Origin of the sequence: Ruegeria sp. HKCCD6119, assembly GCF_013110585.1 — a bacterium.
Classification (GTDB): Bacteria; Pseudomonadota; Alphaproteobacteria; order Rhodobacterales; family Rhodobacteraceae; genus Ruegeria.
The window spans coordinates 481,918-507,580 of the sequence record NZ_WVQV01000002.1 but is presented as its reverse complement, the minus strand read 5'-3'; the positions used below and the strand labels follow the sequence as shown (position 1 = coordinate 507,580).

The following is a 25,663-nucleotide window of genomic DNA, read 5'->3' as shown; positions in this document are numbered from 1 at the left end:
GCATATTCAGTGACAAAATTTGGCACTAATACCGTCTAGACCTGTCCTTGCACCTCAGCAAGGATTTCGAACATGACACTTGAAAAACAAAATCTCGAAACGACCCTGCGTCCTCAGATCGTCAATTCCGGACACCTCCACGACCCATCCCCGAACGGCTATAGCACCGCCGTTGTAACCCCGGGCGCCGGTCGGTTGGCCTTTGTCTCGGGTCAGGGTGGGCAGGATCAAATCGGAGCGTTGTCGCCGGATTTCGGCGCGCAGGTCGAACAGGCCTATACCAATCTCAAGGCGGTGATCCACGCGCTTGGGGCGCAGTGCGATCAGGTTGTGAAGTTGACGGTTTAAGTGGTGGACCACGACTTGTCGAAACTCGGCCTGCTGACTGACGCCGTCAAACGCGTGTTTCGAGATACTCTGCCAGCGCAAACCCTGGTTCCGGTGCCAAAGCTGGCAATCGAACCGATGCTGTTCGAAGTTGAGGCTGTCGTTTACCTGAACTGATACTGTAGCGTCTAGTCGGCGTTGTTGATCCGACCGCGCATTTCCTCGGCCTCTTGCCGCGCGGCGCGCAGACCGTCCATGGCTGCGGCCAGTTCTGCCTCTGTCTGGGTCAGCTGGTTGGTTAACTCGGCTTCACGTTGCTGAAGATAGGTTATGGCCTGATCGCGGGTTTCTTCCGCTTCGTGCAGTTCCTGGCTCATGCGATCCAGATCGGCAACGTCGCTTTGGCGGACGCGGGACAGGCGGTGTGCCAGCCAGTTGGCAAACCAGCCCATGCAGAAGGCCGCAAACAGGATGACGGCTGTGGCAATGATGAATTCGGTTCTGTTCAACTTACTGGTCCTCTGCGTCCGTGTCTGGTGCGGTCGATTCGGTCTGATCCGTTTCAGGCGCGTCAGCCTCAGCCCCAGCCTCGGCCTCGAGCGCTTCGAGGCCTGTTTCGGAGGCTTCGACCGGCTCGGGACGGATCAGCCGGAACTCGATCCGCCGGTTGGCTTCGCGGCCTTCTTCGGTGTCGTTGTCCGCGATGGGCTGTGTTTCACCATATCCAACGGCAGTGTAGCTGCTGGTGGGAATGCGCCGCCCGCGCAGCTCGTTCAGAATCGATTGCGCCCGTGCCTGGCTGAGCTGCTGGTTCATCTCTTCGCGGCCCTGGCTGTCGGTATGGCCCTGGATCTCCAGCCGGATCGGCCCGCAGTCGCGCAGGATGTCGGCGATCTGGTTCACCGTATCGCGCGAGTCGGATGCGATCGTCGCTGATCCGGGTTCGAACGCAATTTTGCTGACGGTCTGGATTTCGGCGATCTGCGCTTCGCAGACTTCAGGATCGGGCAGCGCGTCTTCGGGCTCTGGCGGAGGCTGATAGGTGATCGTCAGGGTGAATTCCTGCCCTTCGCCCAGCTTGTCCGACAACTGACCTGCGATACGGGCCTTGGCATCCTCTTCATGGCTGAGGCCGGTCAGTTCGACCGAGCCTGGTGTTACGGTCAGGGCCCCGTTGTGAAGCTGGGCCAACGCCTCGAGGCCGGCCAGAACACGCACCGGCCAATCTGCCGGAAGCCCCGGCGCGATGCGGGTCGCGGTATAGACCTGATCCGAGCCGAAGGCCGCGCGGGCATAGCTGTCGACCATGTCCCGCAACGTTTCATCCCCCAGGCGCCCTCGTAGTTGCACAAGCCCTTCGGGGCTGCGGGTCGCCGAGAACTCGACGGGTCCGGTCTGTTCGCTGGTTTCAGGTTCCGGCAGCACGGCATGCAGGGCAAAGACCTGAGGCAACGCTGTTTCAAGTTCACCTACAACCCGGTCGAACAAGGCTGGATCCGTGCCTTGCGCCGCAACCAGGGTGATGTCCGCATCCGACATCGTGACCGAGCCTTTGCCGATTCTGGCCAGTGCCTGAATGCTCTTCTCGGCGGCTTCGGGCCAGCGTGGCGAGGGCTCGCCCAGACCGATGGTGCAGGAATATGTTCCCGACAAGCCGGCATCGCGCGCAGCGGTCACGATCCGGTCGCGTGCTTTTGCATCTTGTGCCGAGCAGGCGTCAAATTGCCCACCGTTTTCGTTGATCAGAAAACGCAGCGTAAAGGGCGTTATGACGGGACGAGGTGCCGAGATCGCCAGCCCGATCCGCAGGCTGGGCGGCGCGGCGCGGGTCAGATCGCGTTCGAGACGTTGTTTTTCCTGTTGGCTGTCCGCAATGGCAGTGATTTTGACCAAATCGGCGTTTGCGGAAATTTTGGCACGTGGCAGGCTGGCCAGCGCCTCGATGGCATATGATATCGCGGCATCCCAACCGTCGGGCTTGGGGTAATCCGCGGTTTCCATCAGGTCCGAAACTGCGATGTTGCGGTCGAGGTTGCCCAGCCTTCTGATCAGGGCATCTCTGTCTTCGCTGGCCGGGATCAGGCCGATGATCGAGATGCCGTGATCGTTGCGCAGAATTTCCGCCGAAAAGCGCGGCGGCGCCAGGGCAGAGGTCGCTTCAACCTCCATTTCATCGATTACGCGGGACGCATCGACCTCGGTTCCGGCTGCGGTCAGTGCGTTGAACCGTGTCGCCTCATCGGGTGCAATCCCGGTCAGGACCACGCGCAAGCCGTCTGACTCGACCTCGGCCCAGTCGTGCCCTTTGAGGTCAAGCGCCCGGCGCACAGCGAATTCCGATGTCTCTTCGATCTTTGTGACGGCATAGCTGGCTGCCAAAAGCGACAGCCCGGCTGATACAAGAAAGATCAGGGAAACAACGATAAAATACGGCAGACGCATATTTGGGTTTGACACTCCTCAGGCGGTTGGGCCGATCTTTACAGGCCACGTTCAGCAGGTGCAATCAGAGCAACAGGGCGACGCAGAGGAAGATCAGCGGAATCAAGCCAGTGTCGCGGTTGACCCTGAACAATTGCAACAGCCTGGCATTGTCTTCGATGTCCAGCGCGCGGAGTTGCCACATCATGTGCCAGCCCATTGCCCAAGGCCCACAGAGCGCAACACCCAATGCCAGCATCGAGGTATCCGGCACCCCTGCATCGACGATGGCCAGCCCCATCAGCGACACGGTCGCCACCAAAAAGTACTTCAGCCACCGCGCTGTATCGGCTCCGAACAGACGAGCGGTTGATTTGATGCCGATCAGTTCGTCATCCTCGGCATCCTGATGCGCATAGATGGTATCGTAGAACAGAGTCCACGCGATTCCAGACAGGTAAAGCGTCACCGCTGGCCATCCCACGGAACCGCTATGGGCCGCCCAGGCCAGAAGGGCGCCCCAGTTGAAGGCCAGCCCCAGAAACACCTGAGGCCACCAGGTAAATCGTTTGGCAAACGGATAGATCGTCACGGGCAACAGGGACAGAACACCCATTGCGATTGCCGCCTGATTGAAGCTGAGAAGGATACCAAGCGCCAGAATGCATTGCAGGATCATCCAGACCACGGCCTGCCGGACACTGACCTGACCCGACGGAATCGGGCGCGAGCGTGTGCGTTCGACCTGCCCGTCGAATTCCCGGTCCGTAATGTCATTCCACGTGCAACCGGCGCCCCGCATCAGAAAGGCCCCAAATGCGCATCCCAAGGCGATCCACAGATCTTCCCAACGCGGCTGACCATCATGCAGGATCGCCAGCGCCAGCCCCCACCAACAGGGAATCAGCAGCAGCCATGTCCCGATGGGCCGGTCCGCGCGGCTGAGGCGCAGATAGGGGCGGGCAAAGGCCGGGGCGTGGGTGTCGACCCAGTTGCCGCTGACGGCATCGGCGACTTGACCATCTGGTGTTGGGGCATTGCCTTGCATATGTAGGGTCTCATGAGTGCTAAGATCAGACTGTATGTAGAGCAGCCCTTGGGTCAGGGGCAATCGGTTCCTTTGACGCGCGACCAGGCGCACTACCTTTTTGGTGTCATGCGCCTTGCGGTCAAAGGGCAGGTCGCCCTGTTCAACGGGCAGGACGGAGAGTGGTTGGCCGAAGTCTCCGAGGCGGGAAAACGCGGCGGGACGCTAACCTGCCTTGAACAGACGAAACCGTTGCAGCTGCCGCCCGATCTGTGGTTCCTGTTCGCGCCCATAAAAAAGGCCCGCACCGATTTCATCGTGGAAAAAGCCGCCGAAATGGGCGCGGCGCGTATCCTGCCGGTGCAGACCGAGTTCACCAATTCCGAACGCATTCGTCAGGACCGCCTGCAGGCCCATGCCGTCGAGGCGGCCGAGCAGTGTGGCGGAACCTTCGTGCCTGAGGTTGCCGAATTGCAGCGGTTGGATCGGCTGCTGGATGCATGGCCCGAAGATCGGCAACTGATGTTCTGCAACGAAGCCGAGGTTGGATCGGCCCTGCGATTGGCCGCCAATGAAAAAGGGCGGCCCTGGGCAATTCTCATCGGCCCAGAAGGCGGGTTTTCGGACCAGGAACGCGCGCGTCTGACAGGGTTGCCATTCGCGCATGTGGTCAGCCTTGGCCCTCGTATCTTACGGGCCGATACGGCAGCGGTGGCTGCATTGACCATGTGGCAGCAGGCGCTGGGGGATTGGGCGTGATCCAAGAAGCCTCGCCGTCTGATGCCCCGGCCATTGAGGCGTTTTTGGCCAAACATCCCGATACTTCCATGTTTCTGCGCAGCAACCTGTTGGCGCACGGGATTGGATTTGGAGACGATGACCACTCCACCCGGTTCTTCATTTGGGGGCAGGATCGCATCCAAGGCGTATTCGGCCTGACCAAAAAGGGCTACCTGATGGCGCAACTGCCCGATTGTTCGCCAGAGGCAGCTCAGGCCTTTGCGGGTCGGATCGCAGGTCAGACCGTACTGGGCATGACAGGGGCTGCACAACAGGTTGAGATGATATTGGACGCGCTAGGGCTTGGACAGGCCGGTTATCGCCTGCATCATGATGAACCCCTGTACCGCCTGGATCTGGGCGAAATCCCAGAGGCACCGATTCCATTTCGTGCCCTGTCCGAGGCAGACCGGCCGTTACTGACGCGTTGGTTTGCGGATTACTTCGAGGATACCGACCAGGCCAAAGGGCAAGAGGCGCGTGAAATGGCCTCAGATCGGATCACCACCGATATTCAATCAGGCAGGGCGATTGTCATGCTGGAAGACGACGCCCCCGTAGCCATGGCCGCCATCAATGCATCAGTCCGGGATCAGGTTCAGGTCGGCGGTGTATTCGTGCCGCGCGAGAAAAGAAACTGTGGGCTCGGGCGCAAGGTCACAACGGCTGTGCTGCAAAAGGCGAGGACCGAGGGCGCGAACAAGGCCATCCTGTTCGCCAACAATCCACCTGCCGCGCGAGCCTATGAGGCGATGGGGTTTCAGCAGATCGGCTGGTATCGGATCGCCCTGTTGCAAACACCACAAAAGGTGCTGTCATGAGTTTCATCCGACCCGAGGCAAAACTGGCCCTGTGGCGCTGGCGCGAAGTGCTGGTAGCCGGGTTTGTCCTGATCCTCGGTCTCAGCTGGATCAACGGGCCCGGTGGTCTGCTGGGGTGGATCGGCTGGCTGCTTGTCGCTGTCGCAATCGCCCTGGCGGTGATCGGGGTGCAGCGCGCGCGGTTCAGAACCGGCACTGGCGGACAGGGTGTCGTGACCGTCGATGAAGGTCAGATCACCTATTTCGGCCCATTGGATGGCGGCATCATCGCCACGCGCGAGATCGAGCGGCTGGCGCTCGATCCGACCTCGACGCCGGCGCATTGGGTGTTGGAACAACCGGGTCAGGCGGTGCTTCACATTCCTGTGAATGCGGAAGGGGCCGAGGCGCTGTTCGATGTCTTCTCGGCGCTGCCGGGCCTGAAAACCGAGCATATGCTGGCCGAACTGAACGGTGGATCGGCCCATCCGGTCGTGATTTGGGAGCGTACGTCCTCGCGCCCTCCAAACCTTCGGCTGCATTGACACTGGCGCGGTTTGCCCCCACGACTGGCCAAAAGACAGACACATCAGGATCGGAGCACGGGTCTCATGTCCATCCCCCAGTCCGGCGGCGGACCAATCGAACGCCATGAGCAATTGGCCGAATATCTGGAGTCGGGCTGCAAGCCCAAGGCAGACTGGCGCATCGGCACCGAGCATGAGAAATTCGGCTACTGCAAAGACACGCTGAAACCGTTGCCGTTTGAGGGTGCGCGATCCATCGTGGCGGTGTTGGAGGGCCTGCGCGACCGGCACGGTTGGGCCGAAGTCCGTGAAGCGGGTCATCTGATCGGTCTGGAAAAGGATGGCGCCAATGTCAGCCTGGAGCCGGGCGGCGCGCTGGAGCTGTCGGGTGCTCCGCTCGAGACCATCCACGAAACCTGCGATGAGGTGAACACCCACCTGCGCGAGGTGAAGGACATCGCTGATGAGATCGGCGTGGGTTTCATCGGTCTGGGCGCGGCACCGACCTGGACACATGAGGAAATGCCGCTGATGCCCAAGGGGCGGTATCGGCTGATGAATGACTATATGGAAAAGGTCGGCACCATGGGCCGCGCCATGATGCGACGGACCTGCACGGTTCAGGTCAACATCGATTTCGGGTCCGAGGCCGACATGGTGCAGAAACTGCGCGTGGCGTTGGCCTTGCAGCCGGTGGCAACGGCGTTGTTTGCGAACTCGCCCTTTTTCGAAGGCAAGGTAAATGGCCAGAAAAGCTGGCGCAGTTACATCTGGCGGCATCTGGACGATGCGCGTACGGGCATGCTGCCTTTCGTGTTCGAAGACGGCTTCGGGTTCGAGCGCTACGTGCAATACGCGCTCGATGTTCCGATGTATTTCGTCTATCGCGATGGCCAGTACATCAATGCGCTGGGCATGTCGTTCCGCGACTTCCTGAAAGGCGAACTGCCCGCTCTGCCGGGTGAAACGCCCACGCTCAGCGATTGGGCCGATCACCTGACCACCGCCTTCCCCGAGGCGCGGATCAAGAAATTCATGGAAATGCGCGGGGCCGATGGCGGCCCATGGCGTCGTCTGTGTGCCTTGCCCGCCTTCTGGGTTGGCCTGACTTACGATCAAACGGCCCTGGACGCGGCCTGGGATCTGGTCAAAGGCTGGGATACCGAGACCCGCGAGGCGCTGCGTGTCGCGGCTGCCAAAGACGGTCTGCAAGCGAAGGTCGGCACCATCAACATGCACGATCTGGCGCGTGAGGTTGTGGCGATCTCCGAAGCCGGCCTGAAAGCCCGCGCCTATCCCGGGGCCGGTGGCCTGGTTCCGGACGAGACCCATTTCCTCAACGCGCTCAAGGACAGCATCCAAAGCGGGAAAGTGCCTGCGGATGAGTTGCTGGAACACTACAACGGCGACTGGAACGGTGATCTGACCCGGATTTTCCCCGAATACAGCTATTGATCCGCCCGGTCCCGCTTGCATTCGCGGGGCTGGCCCGATAGCAGGTTGGCGACCAAATTCAGAGGGCGTCATGGACGATCTTAAGGCAAAATATCTGGGCCAAATCGCCGAGGCAGGCGACGAGAACGCGCTTGAGGCGATCCGTGTCGCCGCCGTGGGCAAAAAAGGCGAGGTCGCGCTGAAGATGCGCGAGTTGGGCAAAATGACGCCCGAGGAACGCCAGGTGGCAGGCCCCGCGCTGAATGCCCTGAAGGATGAGATCAACTCGGCCCTGTCCGCCAAAAAGGCCGCTCTGGCCGATGCCGCGCTGGATGAACGTCTGCGCACCGAATGGCTGGACGTCACCCTGCCGACCCGCGCGCGTCGTCAGGGCTCGATCCACCCGGTCAGCCAGGCGACCGAGGAACTGACCGCGATCTTTGCCGAACTGGGCTTTTCGGTGGCCGAAGGGCCGCGGATCGAGACCGACTGGCACAATTTCGACGCCCTGAACATCCCCGGCCACCACCCCGCGCGGGCCGAGATGGACACGTTCTACATGCACCGTGCCGAAGGCGACAATCGCCCGCCGCATGTGCTGCGGACGCACACATCCCCTGTGCAGATCCGGTCGATGGAGAAACAGGGCGCGCCGATCCGCGTCATCTGTCCGGGCGGTGTGTATCGCGCCGATTATGATCAGACTCACACGCCGATGTTCCATCAGGTCGAGGGGTTGGCGATCGACAAGGACATCTCGATGGCGAACCTGAAATGGGTTCTGGAAGAGTTCGTGAAGGCGTTTTTCGAGGTCGACGACGTCGAACTGCGCTTCCGCGCCTCACACTTCCCTTTCACCGAGCCATCGGCCGAGGTCGATATCCGCTGTTCCTGGGATAACGGTCAGCTGAAGATCGGCGAGGGCGACGACTGGATGGAGATTCTGGGCTCGGGCATGGTCCACCCCAAGGTGATCGCCGCCGGCGGCATCGACCCCGAGGTCTATCAGGGCTTTGCGTTCGGTATTGGGATCGACCGTCTGGCGATGCTAAAATACGGCATTCCGGATTTGCGGGCGTTCTTTGACAGCGACCTGCGCTGGCTGCGGCACTACGGGTTTGCAGCGCTGGATATGCCGAACCTGCATGGTGGTTTGAGTAGGTGAGCGAAGCTGAGGCGATTACGGCATGCGAGAACATGTGCCGCGATTTTGGGTTTCTGCTATCAGATTGGCTGAAAAGCTTCGCGCAAAACCCCATCTGGGCGTTGGTGCTCGGGGGAATCATTTCGCTGCTTATCTGGCGGTCACAGATTAAGCTTTCTGAAAGAATCCAATTCAATAGGGAAAAGAGAGAGTTATACGCTTCTTTCGTAAATCACGTTGAAGTTGCTCATCTGGCCGCGAGGACAAAATCTCACCTCGGTGTGAATGATGTTCCCGAGATAATGATGCTACTCGGACTGCAAAAACAGATAAACTTGATCGCTGAACGTGACACGGCGATCAGCGCATCTCAAGTCGTTGGGAGAGTGGGGGCGATTCATGCTCGAGTTGAGGGTGAGCGTGAAAGCTACCGCGAGACACTTCAAGAATGCGAAGACATTATGAGAAAAGAACTTGCGAGGTCTGAGTCGTTGTTTGGAGTGAAAGAACAGCGGAGCAAAGGCCGATAGGCCGCCGCGCCATCGGTCGTTCATTGAGGCGCCATTGGTTCGAGCCCAATGGACGACACCGTCCGCACGGGCTGGCGATTTGTCTCCACCAGCACTCCGTTTATACGACACACGGACTTGGCCAGCATAAACTGCCCACCACTGCCCGAGGATCGCCATCCCGCGGTCTGGCGATGGCGTGGCTTGTTACAGGTTCCCACAGGGTTGTGACGTGACTTGGCGCTCAAGCTGGGTAGGGTCGGGCGCATGATCCATCGACTGCTTTTTCTTCTGTTGACCGCAACCCCCGCTTTCGCCATGGGACCATGGAAGTCGGATTGCCATGGCGATACGGCCTGTGAGGTCGGCGACCGCTCGTACCATGTGCTGGAACCCGATGGATGGGATGGCGAAACGCCTCTGCCTGTGTTGCTGCATTTCCACGGCTGGGCGCGGCAGGGGGCCGTTGTGGTGAACCACGAACGCATCGCGGGCGCGACGAAGCTGCGGGGTGTGCTACTGGTGGCACCGAACGGGTTGGGCAAAAGCTGGGATTTCTGGACCTCGGACACGGGCGACGTGCCTTTTGCTGATCGGGTGCTTGAGGATGTAGCCCAACGCTATCCGATTGACCCGGATCGCATCTATGTCTCGGGCTATTCCTTTGGCGGCGCGATGGCGTGGCGTTATGTCTGCCAGTCGGGCAATGACACTGCCGCGCTCTTGGGCATTGCAGGCACCATTCGTCAGACTGAGCACTGCCCGCAGGCCCCGGCCGAGGTGCGCCATGTGCACGGAACCAGCGATACCGTAATGGACTTCCCCTTTGGCCCGGGAGGGGACACGACCTATCCGGTGGCGCTGTGGCGGCAGAAATTCGGCTGCGAAACAGCGACGCCGCGTGGCGATTGGAGCGTGGTGCCGATCCTGACGCTCAGCCGGGTGGAGTGGACCGATTGCACGCAGGGGCAGGTTTCACTGGACACGCATCCGGGTGGGCATTTCATCCCACACGGCTGGATCGGACGGCAGCTGGACGAGCTTTTGGGCCGCACCCCTACCTATCCGTGACGCAGGGCGCTTGCACCCCGGCCCATTCTTTGTCATTGCCTGTGCCGACTGGATGTTTGCCCAAAAAGGCCTGTAGCAATGAAATTCACTCTGTCCTGGCTGAAAGACCACCTCGACACCGATGCGTCGGTTGATGAGATCACTGAGGCGCTGACCGACCTTGGCCTTGAGGTCGAAGAGGTCATCAACCCGGCTGACAAGCTCAAGGACTTTACGCTGGGCTATGTGAAACACGCGGAAAAACACCCTGACGCCGACAAGCTGCGTGTCTGCAAGGTGGACACGGATGAAGGCGAGTTGCAGATCATCTGCGGCGCGCCAAACGCCCGCGAAGGGATCACTGTCGTCGTCTGTAAACCGGGCATGTATATCCCTGGTCTGGACCTGACGATCAGCGTCGGCAAGATCCGCGGCGTCGAAAGCTTTGGCATGATGGCATCCGAGCGCGAGCTGGAATTGTCGGACGAACATGACGGCATCATCGAATTGCCCTCGGGCGAGGTCGGTGACAGGTTCGTTGATTGGCTTGCCGAGAATGACCCGTCGAAAGTCGATCCCGTGATCGAGATCGCAATCACTCCCAACCGGCCCGATGCGCTGGGCGTGGAAGGCATCGCGCGTGATCTGGCGGCGCGTGGGATCGGCACTTTGAAACAGCGCGACTACGTGCCGGTGCCCGGAGATTTCGAAAGCCCGATCAAGGTGACGATTGACGACGACACGCTGGACGGCGCGCCGCATTTCACCGGCCGTCTGATCCGTGGTGTGAAGAATGGCCCCAGCCCGCAATGGTTGCAGGATCAGTTGAAGGCGATTGGTCTGCGTCCGATTTCGGCGCTGGTGGATATCACCAACTATATGACCTTTGACCATAACCGCCCGCTGCATGTGTTTGACGCGGACAAGGTGCAGGGCAACCTTCGCGTTCACCGCGCCAAAGGCGGTGAAACCCTGGTGGCGCTGGACGAGAAGGAATACACGCTACAGCCCGGCATGATGGTTATTTCCGATGACAAAGGCCCGGAATCCATCGCAGGCATCATGGGCGGTCAGGAAACTGGCTGCACCGAGGATACTGTGAACGTCTTCCTGGAAAGCGCGTTCTGGGATCATGTGCAGATCGCGCTGACGGGTCGGGCGCTGAAAATCAATTCGGACGCGCGGTATCGGTTCGAACGCGGCGTGGACCCTGAATACACGCTGGAAGGGCTCGAGCACGCAACCCAGTTGATTCTGGACATCTGCGGCGGCGAAGCGTCCAAAGTGGTCGAGGCGGGCAAAGCGCCGAACCACGCGCGTGCGTACAAGCTGGATGCCGAACGGGTGCAGTCTCTGGTCGGGATGGACATTCCCGAAAGCGAGCAGCGTCAGACGCTGACCCGTCTGGGTTTCCGTCTGGAGGGCGAGATGGCCCACGTGCCCAGCTGGCGCCCCGATATCATGGGTGAGGCCGATCTGGTGGAAGAGGTCGCACGGATCGCCTCGTTGACCAAGTTGCAGGGCAAACCCTTGCCGCGTGTCACCGATGGTATTCCCAAGCCGGTGATGACACCGACGCAGCGCCGCCAGTCCATGGCGCGCCGCACCTGCGCCGCGCTGGGTTACAACGAATGCGTCACCTATACGTTCATCGATCAGGCTTCGGCTGCTTTGTTCGGTGGCGGGGATGACGCGACCATGCTTGAAAACCCGATCTCGTCCGAGATGAGTCACATGCGCCCCGATCTGCTGCCCGGATTGTTGCAGGCCGCAGCCCGCAATCAGGCACGCGGATACGCCGACGTCGCCCTGTTCGAGGTTGGCCCCGTTTTCCATGATGGCGAACCCGGCGAGCAGAAAACCCAGATCGCCGGCCTGCTGGTTGGCCGCAACGGCCCCAAGGATGTGCACGGGGCCTCGCGCCCGGTGGATGTCTTTGATGCCAAGGCGGATGCCGAGGCCGTTCTTGCGGCGATCGGAGCACCGGCCAAGGTGCAGATTCTGCGCGACGGCGATGCCTGGTGGCATCCGGGTCGTCACGGCAAGATCTGTCTGGGTCCCAAAAAGGTGCTGGGTGTTTTTGGTGAGCTGCACCCGCGCGTGTTGCAGGCGATGGATATCAAGGGTCCGGCAATGGCCTTTACGATCTGGCCCGACGAGGTTCCCTTGCCCCGCAAGTCCGGCGCCACACGTGCCGCATTGGAATTGCGTGACTTGCAAGCGGTTGAACGTGACTTTGCCTTTGTCGTTGATGACAACGTCGAGGCGCTGACATTGGTGAACGCGGCGGCAGGTGCCGACAAGGCGCTGATCGAAGATGTACGTGTCTTTGACGAATTCATCGGCGGCAGCCTGGGTGAAGGTAAAAAATCGTTGGCCATAACGGTACGTTTGCAGCCGACAGAGCAGACGCTGAAGGAAAAGGACATCGAAGCGGTGGCCGAAAAGATCATCGCCAAGGTTACCAAGGCAACCGGCGGTGTTCTGCGGGGCTGATGCAGGACCGCCTCCGGCGGTAGTATTTCAGAAAAGATGAAGGGGCGGTGGCGCCCTTTCCGTGTTTACGGAGGACGAAAGATGCTGAACGTGTACCTCTCTGGCGAAATCCACACCGATTGGCGCGAACAGATCATCGACGGCGCGCAGGGGTTGGACATCACATTCAACAGCCCGGTGACGGACCACGCGGCAAGCGACGATTGCGGCGTTGCCATTCTGGGGGAAGAGCCGAACAAATACTGGCATGACCACAAGGGGGCGATGGTCAACGCGATCCGGACCCGAAAGGGCATTTCGGATGCCGACGTGGTGGTTGTCCGGTTTGGCGACAAGTACAAACAGTGGAACGCGGCTTTTGATGCGGGCTATGCCGCAGCGCTGGGTAAATCCATTATCGTGCTGCACGGTCCCGAGCATCAGCACGCGTTGAAAGAAGTGGATGCAGCCGCGCTGGCCGTGGCGGAAAAGCCCGAGCAGGTTGTTGAAATCCTGCGGTATGTGCTGACGGGCGCACTGCCGGGCTGAGTTTTGCAATGCGGGTGCCGGTTTCGGCACCCCGTCGATTGCGAAGCAGATCAAGCGCGTGCGGGTATGGTCTTGCCGCGCTGCACCGCCGGGCGTTGCATGAAACGGTCGACATAGGCGACGACATTGGCGTAGCCGTCCCAGCCAACAACCTCTTTCGCGCCGTAGAAGTCCAGAGCATTCAACCAGGGGGCAAGAGCGATATCGGCGATGGAGTAATCGCCGGCGATCCAGTCTTTCCCTTCCAGTTGCGTGTTGACCACGTTCAAAAGGCGTTTGGCCTCGTTGATATAGCGTTCGCGCGGTCGGGGGTCTTCGATTTCGCTGCCCGCGAATTTGTAGAAAAAGCCAAGCTGGCCAAACATTGGCCCCACGCCCCCCATTTGGAACATCAGCCATTGCGTAATGCGATGCTTGTCTGCTGCGCTTTGTCCCAGCAACATGCCTGATTTCTCGGCCAGATACAGCAGGATTGCCCCGCTTTCGAACAGGGCCAGCGGCTCACCGTCCGGCCCGTTGGGATCGATTATGGCTGGGATTTTGTTGTTTGGGTTCAGCGACAGAAACTCGGGGCTTTTGACATCCGCATCCGACAGCGTCACCAGATGGGGCTCATAGGGCAGGCCGGTTTCCTCCAGCATGATCGACGCCTTCACGCCGTTTGGAGTCGGATAGGAATACAGTTGAATCCTGTCCGGGGATTGCGCGGGCCAGCGCGCCATGATCGGATGCGGTTCGTTGTCCAGCATTGGGGGCTCCTGTTTGGCTGTCCTTGTAAAAGCTAGGGGCCACGCCTGATTTATTTAAGCCCTTGGCGATGTGCATTTCCGGTCAGGCCGTGTTTTCTGACGAACAAAGGGGAAATCCCACGAAACTCGCACCTAGACCGGAAGCCAAACTTGGCTCACAATCTGGTGACCCCCGCGAAAACCTCGCGGGTTTCTTGCTGTTGAAAGGAGATGGGCGTGGATGAGGTCGTAACACAGGTGGGTGCATTTGCTCCGCTGATCATGAGTGCCGTCAAGGCGCTTGTCGTTCTGATCCTGGGCTGGATCGTGGCTGGTGCAATCGGGGGCATGGTTCGCCGCCGGATCAATTCGACGCCGCATATTGATCCGACGCTTGGGAACTTTATGGCAAGCCTGGTCAAATGGGCCATTCTCGCCATGGTTCTGGTTGCGGTTCTAGGCATCTTCGGAATTGAAGCCACCAGCATCGTCGCCATTCTGGGTGCTGCGTCCCTGGCTATCGGCCTGGCGCTGCAAGGCACACTCAGCGATCTGGCGGCCGGTGTGATGCTGGTTGTCTTCCGGCCCTACAAGCTGGGACAATTTGTTGATATCGGCGGCACGTCGGGCACCGTAAAGGACCTGAACCTGTTCACCACCGAACTGGTGACGCCGGACAACGTGCAGATCATTGTTCCGAACGGTCAGGCATGGGGCTCGATCATCACGAACTACTCTGCCCATGACACGCGTCGTGTCGATCTGGTATTCGGAATCGACTATGGTGACAGCGCTGACAAAGCCATGCAGATCATTCTGGATGTGGCCAAAGCGGACAGCCGCATTCACAGCGACCCGGAACCCTGGGTTCGGGTAACGAACCTGGGTGACAGTTCGGTGGATCTGACAGCACGGCTGTGGTGCTCGGCGCCAGACTATTGGGATGTCAAATTCGAGCTGACGAAAACGATCAAAGAAGCCTTTGACGACAAGGGTATTTCGATCCCTTACCCTCATTCTGTGGAGATCCAGAAACAGGGGTGACGGCTCCCGCCCGTCGATCGGGCATTCGAAAATGCCCTCCTCCCGTTGGGCCGGGCACCGCGCAAGGGCGCGGTGCCCTTTTCTTTGTTCAAACCATCGCTTTGAGTCCAACCGCGCCACGCCTGTGGCGTGGCGCTATGCCCAACGCTGGAAACCGCTTTTCAAAAACGATTTCAGGGGCAGGAGTGGTTACGACTTGACGATCACGTTGGGCGAGACGACGTCAATACCAAGGGCCTTGCCGACCGCATAGTAGGTCAGCTTGCCAGCGTGGACGTTCAGACCTTCCAGCAGATGCGGATCGTCCTGACACGCCTGTTTCCAGCCTTTGTCCGCCAGAGACAGCATGAACGGCATTGTTGCGTTGCCCAAGGCGATGGTCGAGGTGCGCGCCACCGCGCCCGGCATGTTGGCAACGCAGTAGTGCATGATGCCGTCGACGTCGTAGATCGGGTCGGCATGGGTGGTGGCTTTCGACGTTTCGAAGCACCCGCCCTGATCGATGGCAACATCGACAAGTACGGCACCGGGTTTCATCGTCGACAGCTGGGCGCGCGAGACAAGTTTTGGGGCCGCAGCGCCGGGGATCAGAACGGCACCGATGACCATATCGGCATCCTGGATCAGCTCGGCAGTGGCACCTGCCGTCGAATACTGGTTCTTGAAGGTGCCGCCAAAGACGTCGTCCAGATAGCGCAGCCGCGGCAAAGAGCGATCCAGAACGGTGACATCCGCGCCCATACCGGCGGCGATCTTCGCCGCATGGGTTCCTACGACACCGCCGCCGATTACGACCACTTTGGCAGGGCCGACACCGGGTACGCCACCCATCAGCACGCCGCGCCCGCCATTGGCCTTTTGCAGGGTCCACGACCCGACCTGAGGGGCCAGACGACCGGCGACTTCGGACATCGGTGCCAGCAGGGGCAGGCCGCCGTTCGCATCGGTCACAGTTTCATAGGCGATGGCAGTACAACCCGATTCCAGCAGGTCATACGTCTGATCCGGGTCCGGAGCCAGGTGCAGATAGGTGAACAGCAGCTGCCCTTCGCGCAGCATCTTGCGTTCCACGGCCTGGGGTTCCTTGACCTTGACGATCATGTCGGCGGTGGCAAACACCTCTTCCGCAGTGTCGATGATACGTGCGCCAGCCGCGACATAGGCGTCGTTGTCAAATCCCGCGCCGATGCCTGCGCCGGATTCGATCAGGACTTCGTGACCACGTGCAACTGCTTCCTGAGCAGCATTGGGCGTCATCCCGACGCGGAATTCCTGAGGTTTGATTTCCTTGGGGCAACCGATTTTCATTGGGCTCTCCGTTCATAAGCTGCTTAAATTATGTGCATTTTGTCGCGCAATTTCTGTGAAAGAAAACGTGTCAATGCGTTTTTCTTTGGAAGAATTTCGCGCAATGTGTAAAAATATCGCAAAGGACTTGCGCAAATGAGCTTGGATACGACTGATCGAAAGATTCTGGCGGCACTGCAAAAAAACGGCAGGATGTCGAATTCGGAATTGTCTGAACAGGTCAACCTGTCTCCGTCGGCTTGCCACCGGCGTGTTCAGCGGCTGGAGGTTGAAGGCTACATTCGCAACTACGTGGCGCTGCTGGATGCGCGGAAGATGAACGTGCCGACAACGGTCTTTGTCGAGATCACGCTACAGGGTCAGGCCGAAGAGGTTTTGGATGCGTTTGAAAAGGCGGTAGCCCGGATACCGGATGTGCTGGAATGCCATCTGATGGCTGGTACGGCGGATTACATTCTGAAAGTTGTGGCGGAAAACACCGAAGATTTCGCCCGCATCCATCGGCAATACCTGTCGCGCCTGCCCGGGGTGGCGCAAATGCAAAGCTCGTTTGCCTTGCGTACCGTGTTCAAGACCACTGCCTTGCCCGTCTGATTGTCATAAAGACCCGGGATAGGTGAACAGAAAAAGGTGGGTCAGGTTGAACCCAAAATGCATCATCACAGGCACCCACAGGCGTCTGGTTGCATAGTATCCCAATCCGCAGGCCAGCCCGAGAATGGAAGCAAAAACCACCAGCGCCGTACCCCCGGCGACATGGGCCAGTCCGAACAGCAGGCTGGCTGCGATCACGCTGCAAGCGGCCCCGAAGCGCGAGGAGATGGCCGATTGCAGATAGCCACGAAAGAAGGCTTCTTCCGTAAGGCAGGTCAGAAACAGGTTGGACAGGGTAAATACCAGCCACCAGGGCGGGACCGAAAATTCCGGCTGCACCGCGCCAAAGGCAAGCCCCAACAGAAACAGCCCCGGCAAGAGCAGCAACCCTGCCAGCAAAGCCGTGCGTTTGATCTGCGTTTTGCCGCGCAGCATCCGGGGCCAGGCCAGAAGAACGGCAAAGAAGACCATCGGTTTGTCCAGGTTCAGATGCAGGGTGAAACTGGCGCTTCCCGCACCTGCCTGTACCTGATCCAGAATTTTCAAATTTTCGAATCCCGGCAGCAGATGTGCACCCATCACCAGACACCACAGGATCAACAACAGGTGTCCGGCGACAGCAGGCCATCCTTTCAGATGGGGCAGCAACGAAGCTCCGACCAGACCAAAGGCCACCGCTGCGATCGCCATGGGTGACATCAATCCTGTCGCCGAGGCAATGCTGATGAACAAAGCCAGCAACGAAAAGCCGATGCCTGTCCGCCGGGTCAGCACCATCAATTGCGCTAATATCAGAACAAGCCAGGGCCAGATCGCGGGCATCACGGAAAGAAGGAATGTCACAATCGCCTCGTCTTTGTCATGCGCACCGTGATGCCGCACCAAAACGAGGCAATGCAAGCAGCCATGGCCAAGCGCCGTGCATTGCGTCAATTCAGACGCTTGTATCCCGCGGGCCAGATGTACAAATTCAGGGGAAAGACCGTATACCCGCGCTGGACCTGATTTGTAGGCGTGACAACAGCCGCAGGACTCGTGACCCTCGCATCAATTCATCTGGTGACATCAGACGGTAACACGGGCCCGATATGGTCCGAACCCGAAGACCGAGAAGGAGCTGACCTTGGACAACGAAAACACTGGCGCCCCCAAAGACTGGCTGGAAGCCGAGCTGGAGGACACGCTGGACGAAGATTTCGAGATAGAATTCAGTGAGCCGATGCTGTCGATGGAAGTCCGCAAAATCTATCGGGAACAGCATCCGGACATGTTGGATCGCAAGGTTTACTTCCGCAACCTGCTGCGCCTGCAAGCCGAATTGATCAAGGTTCAGGACTGGGTACAGCATACCGGAGCCAAGGTCTGTATCCTGTTTGAAGGCCGTGACAGTGCCGGTAAAGGGGGCGTGATCAAGCGGATCACCCAGCGTCTGAACCCGCGCGTCGCGCGCGTGGTGGCATTGCCGGCACCCAGCCGCCGAGAGCAAAGCCAGTGGTATTTCCAGCGCTACGTACCGCATCTGCCGGCGGCGGGTGAAATCGTTCTGTTCGACCGCTCCTGGTACAACCGGGCCGGCGTCGAGCGGGTGATGGGTTTTGCGTCCGAGGACCAGGTTGAACAATTCTTTCAGGACGTTCCGGAATTCGAACGGATGCTGGTGCGGTCAGGGATCATTCTGCTGAAATACTGGTTCTCGATCACGGATGAGGAACAGCAGTTGCGATTCCTCATGCGTATTCACGATCCGATGAAGCAATGGAAGCTGTCACCGATGGATCTGGAATCCCGCATCCGCTGGGAATCCTACACAAAGGCCAAAGAGGATATGCTTTTCCGAACCAATATTCCCGAGGCCCCGTGGTACATCGTCGAAGGCAATGACAAAAAACGCGAAAGGCTGAACTGTATCGAGCATCTTTTGACAAAAATCCCTTACGAGGACGTGCCTCAAGAAAAGGTCAATCTGCCCGATCGCAAGTACAACCCGGAATACGAACGCCGCGTTTTGCCGGATGAACTTTATGTACCAAAGATCTACTGAAGCAAAATCAGGCTCTGAGCCGGAATATGCGAGGCCGACACGGCCGGCCTCGCACAGGGTCAACTGATCAGGCTGCATCCATCATGCAGTCAAAGTGGAAGAAGTTGACCATTGTGATGTCACAGTCATCGACGTCGGCTGTTTCGGTACCCGCAGGCTCGGATTCCGTTTCCGGCGTGACGTCGACGGTCGGCATCATGTCGATATCATCGGTGTCCGCCACGTCCGTGTCGCCGTTCATATCGTCACCCCAGTTGAACTCGTCAAACTGCGCTTGCAGGTTTTCGAGGAAACTGGCGATTTCATCCAGGAAGGCCTGAACGTCAAAGCAGAACGTCTCGGCCTCACCGCCGTCAACCACGTCCACGTCCGGCGTTTCGGGCTCCGGTTCCTCGGTCTCGGTGACGTCGGTATCGGGTGTTTCGGGCTCCGGTTCCTCGGTCTCGGTGACGTCGGTGTCAGGTGTTTCGGGTTCCGGCTCTTCTGTCTCGGTGACGTCGGTGTCAGGTGTTTCAGGTTCCGGCTCTTCCGGAACGGCAACTTCGTCCGGCGTGGTTGGCGGAACGGGCGGTGTGTTCGTATTGCCGTTGTCCAGCATGACTGCCGCGTCGGTTGCGGCAAAGTTCTGGGTGACCATCACCGCATCAAAACCCTGCATATCGCCGGTTTCGATACCGATCCCGATATATTTGAAATCCGGGTTCAGAATATTGGCGCGGTGGCCCGGGCTGTTCATCAGGTTCTGGTGCAACTGAGCCACGTCATCGCTGATGCCGGGCTGCCCGCGTTCGGACTGCCATGCGATGTTTTCGCCGGTTCGCCAGTTGCCCTCAAGATCGAACCCGGCGTTTTGCATCCGCTGGGTCGCACTGGAACCGCCCGAACCGGTGTGGCTGAACGTGTCTGTGTCCAGCATCCAGGTGCTGTGATCTTCGGATGAATCGTTCAGCTGCGTCTCAAGCTGAAGCGGGTTGAGCCCGCGGGATGTGCGTTCCTGGTTGATCAGCTCCAGCATCTCGCGTTCAAATGTACTTGCAGTCGACATTTTTGCCTCCGTTTGTGTTTGTGTCCTTCCGGACGGGCTCACTTAGAGGTCGGGATATCGACGGTGGTAGGGGGTGGTTCACTACAGGCGAGTTTTGGCGGCGCGATGCTACCGGTGCGGGATTCGCTGCGCTGCAAAATGCCGGGCAAAATGTTGCTGGTGAGGAAATGGCGGCTTGCCGCACAGCCGGTACCACGAGTCGGCGGATTGAAACCGATCCCCGAAACGACAAACCCCCGGGCGATGCCTCGGGGGTCGTCAAATAGTGTCATCCAAAGCTGGACGAGACCAAAGGTCTTAGAGCAAACCTTCGCGCTGTGCTTTCTTACGTGCCAGTTTACGGGCACGACGGATCGCTTCAGCCTTCTCGCGCGCTTTTTTCTCGGACGGTTTCTCGAAATGTTGCTTAAGCTTCATTTCACGGAACACGCCTTCGCGCTGCAGCTTTTTCTTCAGGGCACGAAGCGCCTGATCGACGTTGTTGTCGCGAACACTAACCTGCATGTGGTTGTCACCACCTTTCTAGATAGAGTTGCAAGGAAATTGCAGGAGTTGGCCGTATAGCAAAGCCGCTCTAACTTGTCTAGTACTGGGCCCGACAACCGGAGAACCGCCATGACGACCACATATGAAGATGCAAAACAGCGGCTTTTGGATGCGATGCTGATCCATGTTCCCTTCGATGGGTGGTCGGAATCCAGTTTCCGCGCCTCCATTTCCGACTGTGGTCTGGACGACGGTCTGGCACGCGCGATTTGTCCGCGCGGCGCGGTGGATCTGGCGCTGGCCTACCACGCGCGCGGGGATCAGGCGATGCTGGACCGCATCAGGTCCGAGGACCTGAGCGAACTGAAATTCCGCGACAGGATTGCCGCTGCGGTTCGGTTCCGCTTGCAGGCCGTCGAGGACAAAGAACTGGTGCGCCGGGGCATGACGCTGTTTTCCCTGCCAACCCATGCGGCCGACGGTGCCAAGGCGGTTTGGCAGACCTGCGATTTGATCTGGGATGCGCTGGGCGACAGCTCGGATGATGTGAACTGGTACACGAAGCGGGCCACTTTGTCGGGTGTCTATTCCTCGACCCTGCTGTTTTGGCTGGGTGATGACAGCCCGGATCATCAGAACACGTGGGAGTTTCTGGATCGCCGGATCGCAAATGTCATGGAGTTTGAAAAGCTCAAGGCGCAGTTGCGCGACAACCCGGTGTTGAAACCGTTTCTGGCGGTTCCGAACTGGCTGGCGGGTCAGGTGAAGGCTCCGGTAAAAATGCGGGCCGATCTTCCGGGAATGCTGAACCCCCGAAAGTAGCGCGTCTTGGTGCTGGGCCTTGGCCCTGATGCCTGCTAGGCATTGGGCAAAGGAGGTGCCTATGACCCAGATGATGCGCGCTGTTGAGATCACCGAACCGGGTGGTCCCGATGTTTTGCAACTGACCGAGCGACCGATTCCCGAACCGGGTGCGGGGCAGGTCGTTCTGAAAGTGGCCTATGCCGGTGTGAACCGTCCGGATGCGTTGCAGCGCGCGGGCGCTTACGATCCGCCGCCCGGCGCCAGCGACTTGCCGGGGCTTGAGGCTTCGGGCGAAGTGGTCTCGATCGGGGCCGGGGTCGAAGGACTGTCCGTCGGGGATCAGGTCTGCGCGTTGCTGCCGGGCGGCGGCTATGCCGAATATGTCGCCACCCCTGCTGCCCATTGCCTGCCGGTTCCTGCCGGCATGGGAATGAAAGAGGCGGCCTGCCTGCCCGAGACCTTTTTCACCGTCTGGTCCAACGTGTTTACGCGGGGCGGGCTGAAGGCCGGTGAACGATTTCTGGTCCATGGCGGCTCGAGCGGGATTGGCACGACGGCCATCCAGTTGGCCAATGCCTTTGGCGCCCGCGTTTTTGCCACCGCAGGGTCGGATGAAAAATGTCAGGCTTGCGTCAAGCTGGGTGCGGAAAGGTCGATCAACTACCGCGATGAGGATTTTGTGGCCGTCATGCGGGCCGAAGGTGGGGCAAACTTGATCCTCGACATGGTCGGAGGCGACTATATCCCGCGCAACGTCAAAGCTCTGGCCGAGGATGGGCGGCTGGTCCAGATCGCGTTTCTGCAAGGCCCGGTGGTCGAGCTGAACTTTGCGCTGATGATGGTCAAGCGCCTGACCCTGACCGGCAGCACCCTGCGCCCGCAAAGCGATCTGGCCAAGGCCCGGATTGCGCAGGACCTGCGCGAAGCTGTCTGGCCTCTGCTTGAGGCTGGCAAGGTTGCGCCTGTCATGGACAGCGAATTTGATCTGGCCGAGGCTGCGGCCGCCCATGCACGCATGGAAAGCTCGGGCCATATTGGCAAGATCGTCCTGAACGTGGCGGGCTGAACTCTGCGCGCGCGGGGCAGACCCGCGCGTTCACGCAACCGCGCGGCGGTACAGGTGCCATGTGGCATGGCCCAGAACCGGCATCACTATGATCAGGCCCAACAGCATCGGCAGGGCACCCACAAACAGAAGGGCCGCCACGATGAACCCCCAGGTCAAGATGACGCCGGGGTTGTGACGCAACACGCGAAACGACGTCACGACCGCCACCGGCAATCCGACTTGCCGGTCCAGAAGCAACGGAAAGCTGACGACGCTGATCGCCAGAGCGCAAAGAGCGAACACGAACCCAACGGCGAGTCCGACAACCATCATGGTCCAGCCTGCAACCGTAGTGACGGCCTGCTTGGCAAAAGTGCCAAGTGACGCGGGGGCTTCTGGCCCCATTGTATGCGTGTAAATGCTCTGCGCCACCATCAGCCAGATCAGCAGAAGCATCACCAGATAGAAGCCCAAAACCAGAATTGCGCCGAAAGCCGGAGAGCGGAATACACCGAACGCATCCAACCAATGCACCGTGCTGCCTTGTTCTCGTTTGCGGCTGATCTCATACAGCCCCACAGCTGCGACTGGACCGATCAAGGCAAAACCGGCGATCAGAGGCGCCAGAAGTGGCACCATGTTGACGTTCAGGGCAAAGCCGAACATCAAAAGTCCCGCGATCGGGTAGATCAGCACGATGAATATGGCATCCGCCCGTGTTTCGACAAAGTCGTGATACCCCGCCTTCAGGCAGGCGCGCAGATCTTGCATCGTCAATGTCTGCACCATCGGCAAATGCTTGGTATCTGCGCTTCCGAGTTTTGAAACGCTATCCGAGACATGATCACTGGCCGCCCCCAGATTCTGGGCTGCCCAACTGATCGGATTTCCGATTGTTTTAGCCATTTTCATCCCCTTTCCTGGCGAGATTTGCGCCGCGGAATGGATCCGGCATAAAGTTGTCCGTGGCCGGACCAGCCGACAACGCCTGATCGCAGTATAGCACAGTTTGGCGGAATCCTGATCAACACTCTGATATCGGACGATTGCTCCGCATCGCAGTCATGTTAGCTTGATGTCAGGCAAGAGGAGGTCAGGATGCAGACAACAGCGAAAACGGTGGTATTGCACGAATTCGGCGGGCCCGAGGTTCTGCGGATCGAAGACAGGCCATTGGGCGACCCCGGACCGGGTGAAATACGTATCCGTCATCATGCCTGCGGTCTTAATTTCATCGATGTTTATCAACGCACTGGATTGTATCCCCTGGAACTCCCCCATGCGTTGGGGATGGAAGCGGCGGGTGTCGTCGAGGCCGTTGGGGAAGGGGTAACGCACCTGCAACCCGGTCAGCGGGCCGCGTATGCGGCAGCCCCACCCGGCGCGTATTGCGAGGCCCGCGTAATGCCTGCGGCACAGGTGTGCCCTTTGCCGGATGGCATCTCTTTCGACGCTGCTGCGGCAATGATGTTGAAGGGTTTGACAGTTGAATACCTGTTTCACCGAACCACTCCGCTGAAACGCGGGGATACGGTGCTGTTCCACGCAGCGGCGGGTGGGGTCGGACTGATCGCCTGCCAATGGGCGAAGTCAGAAGGGATTACTCTGATTGGCACGGCGGGAACCGACGAGAAATGCAGCCTCGCCCGGTTCAACGGGGCCGCGCATTGCATCAACTACCGCTCTGAGAATTTCGCCGAACGGGTGGCCGAGATCACCAAAGGCAAGGGTGTGGATGTGGTTATGGATTCCGTGGGGGCGGACACGTTCGAAGGATCGTTGAACTGCCTGAAACCCTTGGGAATGATGATTTCCTTCGGCAACGCCTCAGGGCCGGTGCCGCCATTCGATATTGGTGTTCTGGGCCAGAAAGGATCGCTCAAGATCACCCGCCCCACTTTGTTCACCCATATTGCGGACCACTCCGTCTGTCAGGCAATGGCGCGCCGCTTGTTCGGCAAGGTCGAGGGCAGAGAAGTCAAGATCCACATCGATCAGCGCTTTGCACTTGACCAGATCGCCGATGCACATCGCGCGTTAGAAGCGCGGCAGACGACCGGCAGCACAATTCTGGACCTTTGACGCGAAACCCGGCCTGTCAGGCCGGGTTCAACTTTATCCGGAGTGCCGTTCAGAACCGGTAAGAGACACGAACCTGCAATGTGGTTGCGTCGACATCCACATTGTTTCCGTTGAAGTTATCGAATTCGTGGTACAGCAACTCTCCACCGACGCTCACGTTCGGTGCTACGATCTGTTCATAGCCTGCGCCGATGAACCACCCGTCATCACTGCCCAAGGTGTCGGTGCTCGCTTCAGCGTAGCCTGCCGTGCCGTACAGCAGACCTTGCGGGTTTACCTTGTAGCCGGCGCGCGCTTTCAGCCGCCAGACATCTTCGACAGTTGCGGCGCCGGACAGACCCACGTCAGTCCAGTCATAGTCAAATCCGCCGCCAACGACCCAGTCGCCCAGATCATAATCATAGCCCAGGATGATACCACCGATCACGCCATCGCCATCGACACCCGACAGGCTGGTGTCTACATCGGCATAACCCAGTTGCAGACCGCCATAAAACCCGGTCCAGTTGCCCGAGGATTGTGCCATTGCCGATCCCGCGACCACGGTTGCGACAGTAGTGATGAGAGCCAATTTCAAAGTCATCTCATTTCCTTTCGATTGTCACTCTGCTCCAGTGAAATTCGGTTCACTTATGCAGACAGTTACGATCCGCGAACGTCATCGGATCAGTGATACCTACGAACCCCTGCCCGAATTCTGCCTCTGAAACGTGAAAAGACACGCCGGGGACCTTTGAAGTCGGGCACTTCTGATACTGATGAGATAGGTAGAGATGAGAGGTCTTCAAACGATATACGGCGGCGGAACATTCCGCCGCCGACACATCTGAAGATTTAGGCGGATTATTGCTTTTGCAATTCAGCGGGGGTCTTGTCCGCGATGTTTTCCCAGTTTGCGCTTGCGCTTTCGATAAAGCCCGGGATGTCGCCTTCCCAGCGTTCCTGGATGTCTTCCGACAAGTTCAGGTACAGTTTGTTGTCGACGATTTTCCAGTGGTTCGGGTCACCGTCGAATTTGAAGCCCATGGCTGTACCAAAAGCACAATAGCCGCCATAGGCAGGCAGGTAAGCTTCCGGGTTGGCTTCGAAGGCGGCTTTGTTCTCCTCGGACGAGAAACGGTACAGCGCATCGTCGTGCAGCGTGGTGATGCGGTAGTCACCCTTGGTCGCTTCACCGACGGTGAAATAGGCAACCGGGTCATAACCCTGCATGGCCAGACCGGTCGAGCTTGCGTTGATGTCCACTCCAGCGGCCAGAGCGGATGTTGCCAGTGCAACGGACAGAGCGACGCCACCGATCAGAGATTTAAACTTGTTCATTGTTCCACCTTTCGTGAAAGGAGCCTCGTCTGTGTGCCGATCGAAGGCTCCGGATTGTTGTCCTGTGTGGCCCGTAATTGACCGTCACGACAGCGATCTGGGAAGCAGACGGATCACGTT

Annotated in this window: 28 protein-coding genes; 17 read left to right on the top strand and 11 right to left on the bottom strand. The window is 59.2% G+C overall.

Annotated elements, in window-relative coordinates:
• Window positions 1-72 precede the first annotated feature (72 nt).
• Together GS611_RS21010 and GS611_RS21005 are read left to right on the top strand one after the other, a co-directional pair.
• Window positions 73-348 (top strand): RidA family protein, encoded by a 276-nt coding sequence (locus tag GS611_RS21010; RefSeq protein ID WP_216598227.1) that lies wholly within the window; start codon window positions 73-75, stop codon window positions 346-348.
• A complete protein-coding gene (locus GS611_RS21005; protein ID WP_216598226.1) occupies window positions 349-504 on the top strand; it encodes a hypothetical protein in 156 nt (51 codons plus the stop codon). It begins immediately after the preceding gene.
• A gap of 11 nt (window positions 505-515) precedes the next feature.
• Here the strand turns inward: GS611_RS21005 and GS611_RS09795 are convergent, their stop codons facing one another.
• The 3 genes from GS611_RS09795 to ubiA form a co-directional block, all read right to left on the bottom strand.
• On the bottom strand, window positions 516-836 hold the full coding sequence (locus tag GS611_RS09795; RefSeq protein WP_117870533.1) for a hypothetical protein: 321 nt from the start codon (window positions 834-836) through the stop codon (window positions 516-518).
• A 1-nt stretch (window position 837) separates the two neighbouring features.
• Window positions 838-2,769, bottom strand: a complete 1,932-nt coding sequence (locus GS611_RS09790; protein WP_171635085.1) for an OmpA family protein — start codon at window positions 2,767-2,769, stop codon at window positions 838-840.
• A 64-nt stretch (window positions 2,770-2,833) separates the two neighbouring features.
• On the bottom strand, window positions 2,834-3,796 hold the full coding sequence (gene ubiA / locus GS611_RS09785; protein WP_171635084.1) for a 4-hydroxybenzoate octaprenyltransferase: 963 nt from the start codon (window positions 3,794-3,796) through the stop codon (window positions 2,834-2,836).
• Window positions 3,797-3,808: 12 nt separating this feature from the next.
• Here ubiA and GS611_RS09780 point away from each other — a divergent pair, with 12 nt between their 5' ends.
• From GS611_RS09780 to GS611_RS09740, 9 genes are all read left to right on the top strand, one after another.
• Window positions 3,809-4,534, top strand: coding sequence for a 16S rRNA (uracil(1498)-N(3))-methyltransferase (locus tag GS611_RS09780; protein ID WP_171635083.1), 726 nt, complete (start codon window positions 3,809-3,811; stop codon window positions 4,532-4,534).
• Window positions 4,531-5,376 (top strand): GNAT family N-acetyltransferase, encoded by an 846-nt coding sequence (locus tag GS611_RS21295; RefSeq protein WP_171635082.1) that lies wholly within the window; start codon window positions 4,531-4,533, stop codon window positions 5,374-5,376. The genes GS611_RS09780 and GS611_RS21295 overlap by 4 nt, the downstream gene beginning before the upstream one ends.
• On the top strand, window positions 5,373-5,900 hold the full coding sequence (locus GS611_RS09770) for a hypothetical protein (protein WP_171635081.1): 528 nt from the start codon (window positions 5,373-5,375) through the stop codon (window positions 5,898-5,900). The genes GS611_RS21295 and GS611_RS09770 overlap by 4 nt, the downstream gene beginning before the upstream one ends.
• Before the next feature lie 66 nt (window positions 5,901-5,966).
• Complete coding sequence (locus tag GS611_RS09765; RefSeq protein ID WP_152456747.1) at window positions 5,967-7,337, top strand: glutamate--cysteine ligase; 1,371 nt, start codon at window positions 5,967-5,969, stop codon at window positions 7,335-7,337.
• A gap of 70 nt (window positions 7,338-7,407) precedes the next feature.
• The gene (gene pheS / locus GS611_RS09760) at window positions 7,408-8,481 is read left to right on the top strand and encodes a phenylalanine--tRNA ligase subunit alpha (RefSeq protein ID WP_171635078.1); all 1,074 of its coding nucleotides are present in this window, start codon (window positions 7,408-7,410) and stop codon (window positions 8,479-8,481) included.
• Window positions 8,478-8,990, top strand: a complete 513-nt coding sequence (locus GS611_RS09755; protein ID WP_171635076.1) for a hypothetical protein — start codon at window positions 8,478-8,480, stop codon at window positions 8,988-8,990. Before pheS ends, GS611_RS09755 begins: the two co-directional genes overlap by 4 nt.
• Before the next feature lie 246 nt (window positions 8,991-9,236).
• Window positions 9,237-10,040 (top strand): PHB depolymerase family esterase, encoded by an 804-nt coding sequence (locus GS611_RS09750; protein ID WP_171635074.1) that lies wholly within the window; start codon window positions 9,237-9,239, stop codon window positions 10,038-10,040.
• Between the two features lie 78 nt (window positions 10,041-10,118).
• Complete coding sequence (gene pheT, locus GS611_RS09745) at window positions 10,119-12,515, top strand: phenylalanine--tRNA ligase subunit beta (RefSeq protein ID WP_171635071.1); 2,397 nt, start codon at window positions 10,119-10,121, stop codon at window positions 12,513-12,515.
• Window positions 12,516-12,596: 81 nt separating this feature from the next.
• Window positions 12,597-13,043, top strand: a complete 447-nt coding sequence (locus GS611_RS09740; RefSeq protein ID WP_171635069.1) for a YtoQ family protein — start codon at window positions 12,597-12,599, stop codon at window positions 13,041-13,043.
• Window positions 13,044-13,093: 50 nt separating this feature from the next.
• On the opposite strand, the gene GS611_RS09735 is transcribed toward GS611_RS09740, so the two are convergent.
• Entirely contained in the window at window positions 13,094-13,792 is a 699-nt protein-coding gene (locus GS611_RS09735; protein ID WP_171635067.1) for a glutathione S-transferase family protein, read from the bottom strand.
• Window positions 13,793-14,053: 261 nt separating this feature from the next.
• On the opposite strand from GS611_RS09735, the gene GS611_RS09730 reads away from it, so the two are divergent.
• Entirely contained in the window at window positions 14,054-14,815 is a 762-nt protein-coding gene (locus GS611_RS09730; protein ID WP_245218130.1) for a mechanosensitive ion channel family protein, read from the top strand.
• A gap of 189 nt (window positions 14,816-15,004) precedes the next feature.
• On the opposite strand, the gene ald is transcribed toward GS611_RS09730, so the two are convergent.
• Window positions 15,005-16,123 (bottom strand): alanine dehydrogenase, encoded by a 1,119-nt coding sequence (gene ald, locus GS611_RS09725; protein WP_171635065.1) that lies wholly within the window; start codon window positions 16,121-16,123, stop codon window positions 15,005-15,007.
• Window positions 16,124-16,258: 135 nt separating this feature from the next.
• On the opposite strand from ald, the gene GS611_RS09720 reads away from it, so the two are divergent.
• Window positions 16,259-16,717 (top strand): Lrp/AsnC family transcriptional regulator, encoded by a 459-nt coding sequence (locus GS611_RS09720; RefSeq protein WP_152456756.1) that lies wholly within the window; start codon window positions 16,259-16,261, stop codon window positions 16,715-16,717.
• 3 nt (window positions 16,718-16,720) lie between these two features.
• Here GS611_RS09720 and GS611_RS21290 read toward each other — a convergent pair whose 3' ends face one another.
• Window positions 16,721-17,560: a CPBP family intramembrane glutamic endopeptidase gene (locus GS611_RS21290; RefSeq protein WP_171635062.1), complete on the bottom strand. Its 840-nt coding sequence runs from the start codon at window positions 17,558-17,560 to the stop codon at window positions 16,721-16,723.
• 280 nt (window positions 17,561-17,840) lie between these two features.
• Between GS611_RS21290 and ppk2 the strand changes: the two genes are divergently transcribed.
• Window positions 17,841-18,758: a polyphosphate kinase 2 gene (ppk2, locus tag GS611_RS09710; RefSeq protein ID WP_371419726.1), complete on the top strand. Its 918-nt coding sequence runs from the start codon at window positions 17,841-17,843 to the stop codon at window positions 18,756-18,758.
• A gap of 67 nt (window positions 18,759-18,825) precedes the next feature.
• On the opposite strand, the gene GS611_RS09705 is transcribed toward ppk2, so the two are convergent.
• The gene (locus tag GS611_RS09705) at window positions 18,826-19,803 is read right to left on the bottom strand and encodes a CAP domain-containing protein (protein WP_253284981.1); all 978 of its coding nucleotides are present in this window, start codon (window positions 19,801-19,803) and stop codon (window positions 18,826-18,828) included.
• A 297-nt stretch (window positions 19,804-20,100) separates the two neighbouring features.
• Window positions 20,101-20,307: a 30S ribosomal protein S21 gene (gene rpsU, locus GS611_RS09700; protein ID WP_005614280.1), complete on the bottom strand. Its 207-nt coding sequence runs from the start codon at window positions 20,305-20,307 to the stop codon at window positions 20,101-20,103.
• A gap of 111 nt (window positions 20,308-20,418) precedes the next feature.
• Between rpsU and GS611_RS09695 the strand changes: the two genes are divergently transcribed.
• A complete protein-coding gene (locus tag GS611_RS09695; protein ID WP_171635060.1) occupies window positions 20,419-21,111 on the top strand; it encodes a COQ9 family protein in 693 nt (230 codons plus the stop codon).
• 61 nt (window positions 21,112-21,172) lie between these two features.
• Window positions 21,173-22,159, top strand: a complete 987-nt coding sequence (locus GS611_RS09690; RefSeq protein WP_171635057.1) for an NAD(P)H-quinone oxidoreductase — start codon at window positions 21,173-21,175, stop codon at window positions 22,157-22,159.
• Window positions 22,160-22,189: 30 nt separating this feature from the next.
• Here GS611_RS09690 and GS611_RS09685 read toward each other — a convergent pair whose 3' ends face one another.
• A complete protein-coding gene (locus tag GS611_RS09685) occupies window positions 22,190-23,047 on the bottom strand; it encodes a DUF2189 domain-containing protein (RefSeq protein ID WP_171635055.1) in 858 nt (285 codons plus the stop codon).
• 192 nt (window positions 23,048-23,239) lie between these two features.
• On the opposite strand from GS611_RS09685, the gene GS611_RS09680 reads away from it, so the two are divergent.
• Window positions 23,240-24,223 carry a quinone oxidoreductase gene (locus GS611_RS09680; protein WP_171635052.1) on the top strand — a complete coding sequence of 328 codons (984 nt, stop codon included), beginning with the start codon at window positions 23,240-23,242 and terminating at the stop codon, window positions 24,221-24,223.
• A gap of 49 nt (window positions 24,224-24,272) precedes the next feature.
• On the opposite strand, the gene GS611_RS09675 is transcribed toward GS611_RS09680, so the two are convergent.
• Complete coding sequence (locus GS611_RS09675; protein ID WP_171635050.1) at window positions 24,273-24,806, bottom strand: outer membrane protein; 534 nt, start codon at window positions 24,804-24,806, stop codon at window positions 24,273-24,275.
• Window positions 24,807-25,066: 260 nt separating this feature from the next.
• Window positions 25,067-25,543: a YHS domain-containing (seleno)protein gene (locus tag GS611_RS09670; protein WP_171635047.1), complete on the bottom strand. Its 477-nt coding sequence runs from the start codon at window positions 25,541-25,543 to the stop codon at window positions 25,067-25,069.
• Window positions 25,544-25,663 lie beyond the last annotated feature (120 nt).

What these genes read in the sequence shown, in the direction of transcription:
- GS611_RS21010 (WP_216598227.1), top strand. Translation starts at nt 73, where the DNA reads ATGACACTTGAAAAACAAAATCTCGAAACGACCCTGCGTCCTCAGATC.
- GS611_RS09790 (WP_171635085.1), bottom strand. Translation starts at nt 2,769, where the DNA reads ATGCGTCTGCCGTATTTTATCGTTGTTTCCCTGATCTTTCTTGTATCA.
- ubiA (WP_171635084.1), bottom strand. Translation starts at nt 3,796, where the DNA reads ATGCAAGGCAATGCCCCAACACCAGATGGTCAAGTCGCCGATGCCGTC.
- GS611_RS09780 (WP_171635083.1), top strand. Translation starts at nt 3,809, where the DNA reads ATGAGTGCTAAGATCAGACTGTATGTAGAGCAGCCCTTGGGTCAGGGG.
- GS611_RS09770 (WP_171635081.1), top strand. Translation starts at nt 5,373, where the DNA reads ATGAGTTTCATCCGACCCGAGGCAAAACTGGCCCTGTGGCGCTGGCGC.
- GS611_RS09765 (WP_152456747.1), top strand. Translation starts at nt 5,967, where the DNA reads ATGTCCATCCCCCAGTCCGGCGGCGGACCAATCGAACGCCATGAGCAA.
- pheS (WP_171635078.1), top strand. Translation starts at nt 7,408, where the DNA reads ATGGACGATCTTAAGGCAAAATATCTGGGCCAAATCGCCGAGGCAGGC.
- GS611_RS09750 (WP_171635074.1), top strand. Translation starts at nt 9,237, where the DNA reads ATGATCCATCGACTGCTTTTTCTTCTGTTGACCGCAACCCCCGCTTTC.
- pheT (WP_171635071.1), top strand. Translation starts at nt 10,119, where the DNA reads ATGAAATTCACTCTGTCCTGGCTGAAAGACCACCTCGACACCGATGCG.
- GS611_RS09740 (WP_171635069.1), top strand. Translation starts at nt 12,597, where the DNA reads ATGCTGAACGTGTACCTCTCTGGCGAAATCCACACCGATTGGCGCGAA.
- GS611_RS09735 (WP_171635067.1), bottom strand. Translation starts at nt 13,792, where the DNA reads ATGCTGGACAACGAACCGCATCCGATCATGGCGCGCTGGCCCGCGCAA.
- GS611_RS09730 (WP_245218130.1), top strand. Translation starts at nt 14,054, where the DNA reads ATGAGTGCCGTCAAGGCGCTTGTCGTTCTGATCCTGGGCTGGATCGTG.
- ald (WP_171635065.1), bottom strand. Translation starts at nt 16,123, where the DNA reads ATGAAAATCGGTTGCCCCAAGGAAATCAAACCTCAGGAATTCCGCGTC.
- GS611_RS09720 (WP_152456756.1), top strand. Translation starts at nt 16,259, where the DNA reads ATGAGCTTGGATACGACTGATCGAAAGATTCTGGCGGCACTGCAAAAA.
- GS611_RS09705 (WP_253284981.1), bottom strand. Translation starts at nt 19,803, where the DNA reads ATGTCGACTGCAAGTACATTTGAACGCGAGATGCTGGAGCTGATCAAC.
- rpsU (WP_005614280.1), bottom strand. Translation starts at nt 20,307, where the DNA reads ATGCAGGTTAGTGTTCGCGACAACAACGTCGATCAGGCGCTTCGTGCC.
- GS611_RS09695 (WP_171635060.1), top strand. Translation starts at nt 20,419, where the DNA reads ATGACGACCACATATGAAGATGCAAAACAGCGGCTTTTGGATGCGATG.
- GS611_RS09690 (WP_171635057.1), top strand. Translation starts at nt 21,173, where the DNA reads ATGACCCAGATGATGCGCGCTGTTGAGATCACCGAACCGGGTGGTCCC.
- GS611_RS09685 (WP_171635055.1), bottom strand. Translation starts at nt 23,047, where the DNA reads ATGGCTAAAACAATCGGAAATCCGATCAGTTGGGCAGCCCAGAATCTG.
- GS611_RS09680 (WP_171635052.1), top strand. Translation starts at nt 23,240, where the DNA reads ATGCAGACAACAGCGAAAACGGTGGTATTGCACGAATTCGGCGGGCCC.
- GS611_RS09675 (WP_171635050.1), bottom strand. Translation starts at nt 24,806, where the DNA reads ATGACTTTGAAATTGGCTCTCATCACTACTGTCGCAACCGTGGTCGCG.
- GS611_RS09670 (WP_171635047.1), bottom strand. Translation starts at nt 25,543, where the DNA reads ATGAACAAGTTTAAATCTCTGATCGGTGGCGTCGCTCTGTCCGTTGCA.